General features: G+C 54.9%; 13 protein-coding genes and 1 pseudogene. 7 read left to right on the top strand and 7 right to left on the bottom strand.

Translation table 11 applies throughout. From position 1 onward, the window contains the following. Positions 1-28: 28 nt before the first annotated feature. Together AY555_RS11460 and AY555_RS11455 are read right to left on the bottom strand one after the other, a co-directional pair. Positions 29-1,231, bottom strand: coding sequence for an RNA-guided endonuclease InsQ/TnpB family protein (locus AY555_RS11460; RefSeq protein ID WP_066133065.1), 1,203 nt, complete (start codon positions 1,229-1,231; stop codon positions 29-31). Further along, positions 1,228-1,851, bottom strand: coding sequence for an IS607 family transposase (locus AY555_RS11455; RefSeq protein WP_066136401.1), 624 nt, complete (start codon positions 1,849-1,851; stop codon positions 1,228-1,230). Before AY555_RS11455 ends, AY555_RS11460 begins: the two co-directional genes overlap by 4 nt. A gap of 572 nt (positions 1,852-2,423) precedes the next feature. On the opposite strand from AY555_RS11455, the gene AY555_RS11915 reads away from it, so the two are divergent. The 3 genes from AY555_RS11915 to AY555_RS11445 all read left to right on the top strand — a co-directional run bounded on the left by AY555_RS11915 (position 2,424) and on the right by AY555_RS11445 (position 3,611). Next, positions 2,424-2,867, top strand: a complete 444-nt coding sequence (locus AY555_RS11915; protein WP_156483404.1) for a hypothetical protein — start codon at positions 2,424-2,426, stop codon at positions 2,865-2,867. A gap of 92 nt (positions 2,868-2,959) precedes the next feature. Beyond that, positions 2,960-3,238 (top strand): type II toxin-antitoxin system RelE/ParE family toxin, encoded by a 279-nt coding sequence (locus AY555_RS11450; RefSeq protein WP_066137042.1) that lies wholly within the window; start codon positions 2,960-2,962, stop codon positions 3,236-3,238. Between the two features lie 22 nt (positions 3,239-3,260). Continuing rightward, a complete protein-coding gene (locus AY555_RS11445) occupies positions 3,261-3,611 on the top strand; it encodes a HigA family addiction module antitoxin (RefSeq protein ID WP_082812137.1) in 351 nt (116 codons plus the stop codon). Positions 3,612-3,645: 34 nt separating this feature from the next. Here AY555_RS11445 and AY555_RS11440 read toward each other — a convergent pair whose 3' ends face one another. The 3 genes and pseudogenes from AY555_RS11440 to AY555_RS11430 all read right to left on the bottom strand — a co-directional run bounded on the left by AY555_RS11440 (position 3,646) and on the right by AY555_RS11430 (position 5,338). Next, positions 3,646-3,843 carry a helix-turn-helix domain-containing protein gene (locus AY555_RS11440; protein WP_209315889.1) on the bottom strand — a complete coding sequence of 66 codons (198 nt, stop codon included), beginning with the start codon at positions 3,841-3,843 and terminating at the stop codon, positions 3,646-3,648. A gap of 116 nt (positions 3,844-3,959) precedes the next feature. Beyond that, complete coding sequence (locus AY555_RS11435; RefSeq protein ID WP_209315888.1) at positions 3,960-4,277, bottom strand: DNA cytosine methyltransferase; 318 nt, start codon at positions 4,275-4,277, stop codon at positions 3,960-3,962. Between the two features lie 28 nt (positions 4,278-4,305). Continuing rightward, positions 4,306-5,338 (bottom strand): annotated as a pseudogene (locus AY555_RS11430) (Fic family protein). 414 nt (positions 5,339-5,752) lie between these two features. Here AY555_RS11430 and AY555_RS11425 point away from each other — a divergent pair. The 4 genes from AY555_RS11425 (at position 5,753) to AY555_RS11415 (ending at position 8,885) form a co-directional block, all read left to right on the top strand. Further along, positions 5,753-6,142, top strand: a complete 390-nt coding sequence (locus AY555_RS11425; protein WP_066137037.1) for a hypothetical protein — start codon at positions 5,753-5,755, stop codon at positions 6,140-6,142. A 751-nt stretch (positions 6,143-6,893) separates the two neighbouring features. Next, complete coding sequence (locus AY555_RS11420) at positions 6,894-7,937, top strand: replication initiator protein A (RefSeq protein ID WP_066137035.1); 1,044 nt, start codon at positions 6,894-6,896, stop codon at positions 7,935-7,937. A 73-nt stretch (positions 7,938-8,010) separates the two neighbouring features. Continuing rightward, positions 8,011-8,154, top strand: coding sequence for a hypothetical protein (locus AY555_RS11910; RefSeq protein ID WP_156483402.1), 144 nt, complete (start codon positions 8,011-8,013; stop codon positions 8,152-8,154). 149 nt (positions 8,155-8,303) lie between these two features. Beyond that, positions 8,304-8,885 (top strand): recombinase family protein, encoded by a 582-nt coding sequence (locus AY555_RS11415; protein WP_066137033.1) that lies wholly within the window; start codon positions 8,304-8,306, stop codon positions 8,883-8,885. Between the two features lie 90 nt (positions 8,886-8,975). On the opposite strand, the gene AY555_RS11410 is transcribed toward AY555_RS11415, so the two are convergent. Then, positions 8,976-9,185, bottom strand: a complete 210-nt coding sequence (locus tag AY555_RS11410) for a hypothetical protein (RefSeq protein ID WP_066137032.1) — start codon at positions 9,183-9,185, stop codon at positions 8,976-8,978. Positions 9,186-9,263: 78 nt separating this feature from the next. Continuing rightward, positions 9,264-9,965: a toll/interleukin-1 receptor domain-containing protein gene (locus AY555_RS11405; protein WP_066137031.1), complete on the bottom strand. Its 702-nt coding sequence runs from the start codon at positions 9,963-9,965 to the stop codon at positions 9,264-9,266. Positions 9,966-9,976 lie beyond the last annotated feature (11 nt).

The following is a 9,976-nucleotide window of genomic DNA, read 5'->3' as shown; positions in this document are numbered from 1 at the left end:
CCGCTCTACAATACCTATGCAAACCTACTCATATATGAGTAAACCTGCTGCTTGCTTCCTGCTTCCCTGAGGCCAGTTTCGCTTTGGTCTTGCGACCCAAGCCAGAGCTTTCCTCTCCACAGGCTGACACGGTGGAGCTCACCGCCAGATGTCTCAGGTTGATCGCGGCATTCACGTCACGATCATGCTGCGTACGGCACACGGGACACACCCATGCCCGTGTTGCCAAAGGCAGGCTTTCGAGTTTGTGCCCACAGCACGAACAGGTCTTGCTGCTGGCAAACCACCTGTCGGCAACCACAACCCGTCCCCCGCGCCGTGCCATCTTGTATTCCAGTTGCCGCCTGAAAGCATGAAAGCTCATGTCGGCAATGGCGCGGGCCAGATGCCGGTTGCGCATCATGCCGCGTACATTCAGGTCTTCGATGCCGATGAGGTGAAATCTGCGGACCAGTGCTGTGGTGAGCTTGTGCAGGGCATCGGTGCGGATGTTGCTGATCCGGGCGTGAAGACGGGCCAGCTTCTGCCGGGCCTTGCGGCGGTTGGAGGAGCCTTTCTGTTTCCGGGACAGGCTCCGGGACAAACGGCGCAGACGGTTCAGCGCGGCCTTGTGCGGTTTGGGTCCCGGAAGGCTGTCCCCGGTCGAGAGCGTTGCCAGTGCGGAGACACCGAGATCCACACCCACCGCACCTTGGTTTTCAGCGTGGGGCAGGCATGGCTCCTCGGGTGTCTCCACGGCAAGACTGACAAACCAGCGGTCGGCCACACGGGACACGGTGGCTGACATGATCTTGCCGGTAAAGCGCAACGCCTCGCGCATCCGCACCCGGCCCAGATGGGGGATGCGGATGTGTGAACCGTCGATAGTGAACTGGTCGTTGGTCAGGGTGAAGCGGTCGTGTACACCTTTCTTGCGGAACTTCGGATAACGGGCACGGCCCGCGAAGAAGTTCCTGAAGGCCTCTCCAAGCTGGATGATGGCCATCTGGGGGGCATTCTTCGTAACCTCCAGCATCCACGGAAACTGCTCCCGCTTGACGGCATTGAGCTGCTTGCGCAGGGCGTACTGCGAGGGCTTTGGCAGGGTGTTGTCCTCTTTCCATGCCGCATACTGCCGCCCCCACTCCGCCAGGGCCCAGTTATAGGCAAAGCGGGCTGTCCCGGCAGCGCGGGCCAGATATGTGGCCTGCACATTGTTGGGATCAAGCGCGATACGATGGGCTGTTATCATGCCGGGGAATCCTTGACCGCCTCTGCAACAGCCTCCAGAAGTCTCTGGTTCTTCCGGGACCGTGCCCCATACAGACGGGCGCTGAACACGGTGATGATCTCAAGGACATCTTTCGCCAGATCTTCCTCGAAGGTGGTGTCCTCACCCTGGTTGAGGATCACAACCTCCACCTGTCTGGCCTCACAAAGCGCAAACACAAGCTCGGCACCAAAGCGGAGAAGACGGTCCTTGTGCGTCAGGACAAGGCGTCCGACCCGGCCCGCCATGATATCTTCCAGAAGACGTTTGAGACCTTTCTTGCGGTAATTCATTCCGGACCCAAGGTCGGCTATAACCTCATGGGTCCAGCCTTGCCGGGCACAGTATAGTTCCAGTATCTTTTTCTGGCGTTCAAGGTCCGCTTTCTGGTCATGACTGGAAACACGCGCATAGGCAATGGTACGCTTCTGCGCCGCTGCCTCGCCGTCGTGACCGGATTGAAGCCGGGACAGGGCATAACGGCGGTGGCCGGATGCCGTCCGCTCCGGCAAAAGCTTGCCTTCCCGCTCCCAGCGACGGAGCGTGCTGACCGAGACACCAAGAAGGGCCGCCGCACGGCCAACGGAAACATATCTATCCATAACAAATAGATATACACACATTTAGATAGATTTCAAGAGAACTGTTAAAGCCCGCCCTCCCCGTCATCGGGGAGGGAGCCTAATACCAACGTGCTCTCTCCGTGCAACAGGTGGCTTCTCGCCATGCTCGCACTACGTGCTGCGCGTGGCTGCGATGCGCCTTCGGCCTGTTGCACTCCGTTGCGCGCGCTGGTCTTCTGAAGGCGTCGGGACGAGGGACGTCCACGCACCTTCGGTGCCTGTTCGCCCTCGCCTCCGGCGCGGATCGAACAAGGGACGGATGGTTGAGTTTTTTGTTTGCACCATCTGGAGGAGCGCGACCCATAACGCTGGCTCCGGAAGATGGTGCGTGACTCAGATGACGGGAAGGTGTTTGAGCAGAAACCCTACATAAGGATTTCGACGGTCAATGCTACTGTGAAGGGCGGGAAAATCCGCTCGGAACGCTCATGTTTCGTTTACACAGCGTGAGCGGGGAAAAGGACAGGCTTGTTCAGCGAGAACAGCTTGTCGCTTTGATGAGTGCTGCCACTGTTCTTCTTTATTACACGCACCGAGAATAGGGGAGAGAGATGACACACCTACCGCAACATGTTAGGGAAGATGATCTTATAAAAGCCATTTTGGAATCAGATCCGAGTAAAGATTGGGGAAAGGTTTGCCTCGGAAATCAGAAAACGACTTATTTCAAAAATAATGTTCACCTTCGTTTTGAATCAGGTAAGGGAGAATATTTCGATGTTAATGAAAATTTTGAGGCCCCGTGGCTAAGGCCTGGCGCAGGTCAAAATCCCAGTGCATCATCTCACTATTTTTATCTCTTTTATGGGGCAACACTGCTTAAATGTTTTCTGTTGGTAAGTGTTGATGGTTGTAGTGCATATGTCCCCGTACCGAAAAATGAAACCGTCTCTAGGTTAGACTGTCATGTGGGCCAGATACACTCTCTGACCAATGATTACTCTGGATATTATAGATATATAAGACAGTATGGATTAAGGGTTGAGGAGGGATAACGCTATTTTTTACAGGAACTGGCTTAACAGGGGACTGTTCTTAGGGAAATAGACCCATTGTCAAGTGTAACATTACATGTCATCATCCACCCATGATAGCAAGTTTCAAGCACAAGGGATTGCGCGCGTTTTACGAGACAGGGAATGCAAAGGGCGTCCGCCCCGACTTGTCTCGGCGCATCGCAATCATTCTTTCAATACTCGATGAAGCTGACAGCCTCGACGATCTAAACCGCCCGTCCTTTCGCCTGCACGAGTTATCAGGTGCCCGCAAAGGAACGTGGGCTATGAGCGTAAATGGCCCCTGGCGCATCACGTTCACGCACGAAAACGGAAAATTCAGCGTGCTGGACTTGGAACAATATCACTGAGAAAGGGAGAAAGAGCGTGCCTATGCACAACCCACCCCACCCCGCTGAAGGTCTCAAAGATGATCTTGAAGCGTTGAACCTAACAACGGCACAAGCCGCAGAAGCGCTTGGCATAAGCCGTCAACAACTGTACCGCGTCCTTAACCAACAGAGCGCCATATCCCCCGAAATGGCACTGCGGCTTGAGGCGGTGATAGGTGTGAAGGCGGACCTGTGGCTGCGCTTGCAGGCGGCTTACGATCTGGCACAGGCACGTCAGAACAAAGCCAACCTGATGAAGCGGTTGCGTCGCCTGACCGTACCCGCCTTGCCTGCGGGACTTCCGGCGCCAATGCGGTCAACCAAGGCACGGAATTGCATGCCACGGGCCTGAAGAGGTCGTCTCAGAAAACGGAAAATAAGACACGCTAATCCGTCTGGGCAGGCAGCCAGCGGTACAGTGTAGCGGGTGACACGCCCAGACTCTCGGCGACGGTGCGGGCGGGCGTGCCAGTCTCCAGAAGCTTGCCGGCTGCCAATAACGCCTCTGTCTGTAGCTCTGTGGTCTGGTCTCGCGTCGAAACGCGGGCATAGCCGATCAGCATGGAAGCTCCCTCAAAACTCATCGCAAACATCACCAAGAACCGACACGGTTTCAAGCGTGGTTTTTGAGAGCGCGGAAGCCGCGTGTCGTCGTGGCCGGTTGTGACCTTGATCGCTAAATGGCTTTGAATTTTGATTGCTATTTGGCGTTCCCGATGACGAGGGCCTGTCCTGCGGCATCGACGACATCTTCAGTGATCATGGCGAGTTCATTGATGCGGCCGGAGAAGCGCAAACCGGCGCATTGCCTGGCTGCGCTGTTCTTCAGAGAAGTCTGTGAGATTGTCCGCACAACGATCCTCTTACGGACAATCTCACAGACAAATTGTGTCTCGAACCCAGCCATTTCAAGCCCACACGACAGCCCTCCTGCTCCGGCAAAAAGGTCAACGACCTTCAGCCTAGCTTCACGTTTGCCGCCCTTGAGGGCCTTTGGCATTTTTTTCTGCAATTGCACTATCTGCGTTACTTCCTCTCGTTCTATATCAGGGCAGGGCATACCAGGTTGCTTTGCCAGTGCCGTGGCGGACAAGGTGGCCTTGTTCCAGCAATCGTTTGAAATGCTCTTTCAGTGTGTTGCGGCTCGCGCCGGTGGCGCGGATCATGTCGCCGATTGTGATACGGCCGCGCTTGCGCGCCTCGTCGATGATCTGCGCGGCCAGCTCTGGCAGTGCTGCCATCATCAGCTTTTCGCGCTCCACTTTTTCGGCTAGGCGGCGCATTTGCTGCTGCAAGGCGCGCATGAAAAAAGTAAGCCAGGGCTGCCAATTTGGGGCCTCGGTGCGAATGGTTCCTTGCGTCTGCCGCAAGGCCAGATAGTATCCTTCTTTGCTGTTCTCGATCACGGATTCAAGCGATGAATACGGCACGTAGGCATAGCCGGCCTGCAACAAGAGCAGGGTGGTGAGGGCGCGGCTCAAGCGGCCATTGCCGTCTTGGAAGGGGTGAATTTCCAGAAAGGTGACGACGAACACGGCGACGATCAAGAGCGGGTGAATCCGCTTCAGCTCGCGGGCGTCATTCAACCATTGCACCAGCTCGGTCATGCGGCGTGGCCGTCTCGAACACGATGCCGATCATCTTGCCGTCTGCGTCAAAGGCTCCCACGTCGTTGCGCAAGGTCTTGTATTCGCCACGGTGCCGCTCGTCCTTGTCGCTGTGGCGTAAAAGGTCACGGTGAAGCTGTTTGATATAGTTTTCCGTGATGGGAATCTCTTTCCAGGCTTGGAAGATGGTCTCCATCACCTCGGCATAGCCGACGACTTCCTGCTCGTCGCGGGTCGAGAATTTTTTGATTTCCAGGTTTTCCATCAGGCGCTCAACCTCGCGGTCGGTTAGCTTGCTGCCCTCGATACGGGTTGAAGAGCCGATGCTTTCGATGGTGGCGACGTGGCGCAGATCCCTCAAGCGCTGAGGCGCAAGGGTTCCAAGGGCGCGCCATGCGCCCTTGAATTCGTCAACCTCGGCAATCAACGCCAGCAGCTCTGGTGTGATCTGAATTGTGTCAGTTTTCAGCATAATGCTATCCTCGTCACCCATATTTACACCCATATTCGGCCAAAGGCCCAGCCAGAAATACACCTATATTCGGCCATAATATTTCTTTGCATCCATGCCCCCGTGAGGGCTTTTGGTATTTTAACTTGGTGGGGATACGTCAAGCATTCTCGTATCACCCTCGGCCTTTCGGCCGCCCTGCAGGTGCGTGAGCAAAGCATCACGCAAGCCTGATCCGACAACGCTTGACGACTGATAGGGTGGTGGGTGGAGTTAGCGGCCCAAGTCCAGCTCATCGCTATGGTCGCGCCGGTGCAGTTGTTTCAGCCTTGCTGAAGGCGCGTATTTTCGCGGCGCTTAAGGCTAGGGCAGAACGCAGCAGGCTGCAAAGCAACGAAACACCTGTGCTTTTCATCATGGATAAGGCGCAAGAGATTGCCACGGGCAAAGCTCGCAATCGGTCGGTCGCTCGGCTTGGCTGTCGTTGCTGCAAGGCAGACGGTCGAACGCATTATCAAGCAACTCGGTGATGCCACAGCGCGGAAGTGGCTGATGATTTTCGGCTCAGCCCTAACGCTGAACGGTCGTTCACCCTCAACGGATGATTTTATGGCCGATCCCGCGCGACCGGCATGGTGGTTGACGATTCCGGCGGTCGAAGGTCTGCCGGTCAGAACGGAAATAGATGCCCATACAAACACGGGCGTGGTCGCGGCCAGTCGCTATCAGGCCACCGTGCGGGAATTTGTGGCGATACCAGGCTCAAAACTGGCCCATTTGGGTTGGCAACGCTTCACCGCGCCGATTGCAAACGCCCTGCGCTAGGTCGGCAATGCTGGCGACGGCGGCAAGAAAGCCACGGCAACGGCTTTTGCAGCGTGGCCCGCGATCGATGCGGCATGATGTCATAAAGCTTAATCCGCTTCGTCCAGGAGCTAAAAAGCCGGATAGCTCTAAAATCGCATAGGAAGCCCGTTGAATAGGGGGAAGCGGTGGTGGGTGAAAAGCCCTTAACCCCATTACCTGTCCTTCCTATCCACATGCAGATGTCTTGAAAATTACATCCTGTCGTTGCCCTAAGTACCCCTGCCAAGCAAATTACGGTCTATCCGTTGGCACAGATGGTTGATTTTGTTGTATTTGTTTCAGCATCATGGCGTTTGTGCGGCTCAAAGCGCTGCACTCAGTCTTTCTTTCAGAGGTTCGCATAGGCAAGGCTTTGGAATTGGATTCTGAAATGGCTTTTTGAGTTCATTCTGAACGAAGTTATCTACAGTCCTCGCGCGCATGTGTTAAAATTATGTGTTAAATATAGTGTTAAGCACCTCTGAACACCGCTCAACATTATGGAATCATTGAAGATTATTTGCAAGCCGGTCTCTAAAACCCCGAATCTCGGTCTTTGAAATCCTGGCTACGGTCTTTGAAATCCTAGTTATCTACAGGCCGCCGGTGACGTCAGTCTCTGATACCACGAATATACGGACATGGTCTCTGATACCACGAATCACTTGACAACGGTCTTTGATACCACGAATCACTTGACAACGGTCTTTGATACCACGAATATGCGGGCATGATCTCTGATACCACTAATCTTGATAGCCTTCTTCCCGACAGGTATCCGCAAGGAGACTTGTTCATCTGCGATATTGCCGACGCCGTTCTGAAGGATTTGGTCGCGCAGATGGAACACCCATTCTATTCTCTGTCCAAGAAGCCTGAAACCACGGTCAGGCGCTATGAGCATAACGGCAACTGGATCGAGATTGTGCCAAGCGTTAAAGGCCTGGCAACCATCTATGACAAGGATATTTTGATCTATTGCATTTCGCAGCTTATTGCGAAAAAGAACAAGGGCGAAGCCATTTCCAAGCGGGTGCGGATCACCGCGCGCGAATTGCTGATGTTCACCAATCGCGGCACGTCCGGAAAGGATTATGAGGCGATGTGTGAAGCCCTTGATCGCCTCGATGGGACGCGCATTCGCACAAATATCAAGCGAGGCGATGAAGAGCAATTCAGCGCCTTCGGCTTGATTGATTCCGCCTCGGTCGCGCGTAAATTCGGCCTCGATGGTAGATTGCTCTGGTGTGAGATCACCCTATCAGATTGGGTCTTCAATGCGGTCAATCAGAATGAATGCCTGACGCTGCATCGGGATTATTTCCGGCTGCGCAAACCGCTTGAACGGCGCATCTATGAGATCGCCCGCAAGCATTGCGGTCGCCAGCCGAGCTGGTCGATCAGCATCGAGCTTTTGCACAAGAAAACAGGCTCCAAGAGCTTGCTGAAGCAGTTTCGCTATCTGCTGAAGGATTTGGCGCGGACAAACCATCTGCCGGATTACACAGTGAGCCTGGAAGACGGCGATATGATCCTGTTCACTAACCGCGCGACGATTAAGGCGATTGAAGCCCTGTCCTCCCGTGACATTCCTCAGCTCGATGACGATGTGTATCACGATGCGCGCTTGGCCGCGCCTGGCTGGGATGTGTATCACCTGAAGAGCGAATGGCTGTCGTTCTGGGATGACTCCGGCCGACCGCCGTTGCGTGATCCGAATGCGGCCTTCCTCGCCTTCTGCCGGCGGCGCTATGAGAAGCAGGGCCGGCCGTAAAAACGGCCATTTACAAGCCGGTCCGGTTTCGAGATACCTGTGACCTTGATCGCTAAATGGCTTTGAATTTTGATTGCTATTTGGCGTTCCCGATGACGAGGGCCTGTCCTGCGGCATCGACGACATCTTCAGTGATCATGGCGAGTTCATTGATGCGGCCGGAGAAGCGCAAACCGGCGCATTGCCTGGCTGCGCTGTTCTTCAGAGAAGTCTGTGAGATTGTCCGTAAGAGGATCGTTGTGCGGACGGTTCATCATCATAAACCCACTCAGTACACATATCGGTAAATAACGGGAGGTTTTCTTTATCAATTGAATGGTACGATAAAAATTGCAGTAACGGTACGTCTAACGTACATCTTATGACATGAAGAATATTACGATTGGTTACGCGCGCTGCTCTACTGACAAGCAAGACCTTGCTGCGCAGCGTCATGCCCTCGTCGAACTCGGTGTTGCTCCGGATCGCATCTATACGGATCAGGGGCTGACCGGGCGCACACGCACACGGCCCGGTCTCGACCAGGCGCTTGCGGCCGTGAGGGCGGGTGACACGCTGGTCATCACGAAGCTCGACCGCCTCGCACGCTCGGTCCTCGATGCACGGGAGATCGCCGACACCTTGACGGAGCGCAAGGTACGACTGGCCTTGGGCGCGTCCATCTATGACCCGACCGACCCCATGGGGAAGATGTTCTTCAATATCCTCGCTACCTTTGCGGAGTTTGAGTCGGACATCATCCGGCTACGAACCCGCGAGGGCATGGCGGTAGCCCGCGCCAAGGGCAAACTACGCGGCAAGAAGCCCAAGCTCTCCGAACGGCAGCAATGCGAGTTGCGGCGGATGTACGATACCGGTGACTACAGCATCAGCGATCTGGCCGAGCTGTTCTCCGTCTCCAGGCCGACCGTGTACCGCACCCTCACACGCACCGAGCACGCCAGATAGCAATCAAAATTCAAAGCCATTTAGCGATCAAGCTCACAGCGGGGCAGGGTGGCCAATATCCTAAAAACGTGGGTTTTTAGGACGTCATAGCTATTTCTTTTGCGTAACTTTTACCTCACGATATTTACCACCTTTGCGAACCACGGTCGCCCACATGGTGGCCGGAAAATATTTTCGGCCATAAAGGCCATCAATATAAGTTTCATCGAATCTCGTGGCACTAATGCGGCAACCGTCCATAGCATTACCATTTTCGTCTTCAATATGAAGTGTGCCTTCTTTGTCCATAACGACAATCATGCGTGAATCCTAAGTTTGGAATTTTGCATCCGTGGCCTCGTGGGGGTCTTGTTTAATTATACTGTTGGGGCATTCAATCTAGGGGGCGACTAGTTCAGCGAGCTTGGCCGCAATGTCTGCCATCGGCTCTTCTGCGGTGCTCAGGCCGCTTCGCGAACCGAGCAGTGGGCTAACTTCTCGGAGGGCGTCATACGTGGTTTCATGCACAACAGGAACAAGCAGGTCACGCGCTAGTAGTGCCGAAAGCTCTTTGTCGGCGATTCCCTCTCCTTGAATGCGACGCAACAGTGCTGGGGTCACTAGTACGATCCCGACTCGGGACTTCACCAATCCTTTGTCGATTTCGCGGAGCAACGAAGTGCCGAGGGCTACATCCTTCTCGCTGAACCAGACCGATACCCCGAGCGACTGGAGCAGATCATGCAGTTCCTTGGCAGCCCCTTTCCTGTCGTCCCACGCATGGCAAAGAAAAACGTCCCGAAGATCGAGAACGGACGTTTTGTTTTCGATGTTTTCACGGACAGGCGTGAGCGTCCGTATCTGGGCAGGCGTGTACATCACGGACGAACCTGGCCGAGACCAGCGAACCTTTCCGCTGCTGCCAGAACTACTTCCGCTGCTTCGGCCACCCCAATTGCTCACTGTTGTGGTGGTGAAGTAAGGCGGCGGCGGTGAATATGAGTGTGAGGTATAGCTTCTATAGCGTCCATTACATGCGGGGCAGGCAGCTGCCCCGCTCGATGTGCGGTGGCCATATACTGGTGCTGTACATCTTGCCATGATATAGCCTC

The sequence above is a fragment of the Haematospirillum jordaniae genome, assembly GCF_001611975.1.
GTDB lineage: Bacteria > Pseudomonadota > Alphaproteobacteria > Rhodospirillales > Rhodospirillaceae > Haematospirillum > Haematospirillum jordaniae.
This window is presented reverse-complemented; position numbering and strand designations above follow the sequence as displayed.

Excerpts from the sequence above, each read along its gene's own strand:
- AY555_RS11410 (WP_066137032.1), bottom strand. The coding sequence starts at position 9,185 with ATGATTGTCGTTATGGACAAAGAAGGCACACTTCATATTGAAGACGAA.
- AY555_RS11420 (WP_066137035.1), top strand. The coding sequence starts at position 6,894 with ATGATCTCTGATACCACTAATCTTGATAGCCTTCTTCCCGACAGGTAT.
- AY555_RS11460 (WP_066133065.1), bottom strand. The coding sequence starts at position 1,231 with ATGATAACAGCCCATCGTATCGCGCTTGATCCCAACAATGTGCAGGCC.
- AY555_RS11415 (WP_066137033.1), top strand. The coding sequence starts at position 8,304 with ATGAAGAATATTACGATTGGTTACGCGCGCTGCTCTACTGACAAGCAA.
- AY555_RS11450 (WP_066137042.1), top strand. The coding sequence starts at position 2,960 with ATGATAGCAAGTTTCAAGCACAAGGGATTGCGCGCGTTTTACGAGACA.
- AY555_RS11445 (WP_082812137.1), top strand. The coding sequence starts at position 3,261 with ATGCACAACCCACCCCACCCCGCTGAAGGTCTCAAAGATGATCTTGAA.
- AY555_RS11915 (WP_156483404.1), top strand. The coding sequence starts at position 2,424 with ATGACACACCTACCGCAACATGTTAGGGAAGATGATCTTATAAAAGCC.
- AY555_RS11455 (WP_066136401.1), bottom strand. The coding sequence starts at position 1,851 with ATGGATAGATATGTTTCCGTTGGCCGTGCGGCGGCCCTTCTTGGTGTC.
- AY555_RS11405 (WP_066137031.1), bottom strand. The coding sequence starts at position 9,965 with ATGGCAAGATGTACAGCACCAGTATATGGCCACCGCACATCGAGCGGG.
- AY555_RS11440 (WP_209315889.1), bottom strand. The coding sequence starts at position 3,843 with ATGAGTTTTGAGGGAGCTTCCATGCTGATCGGCTATGCCCGCGTTTCG.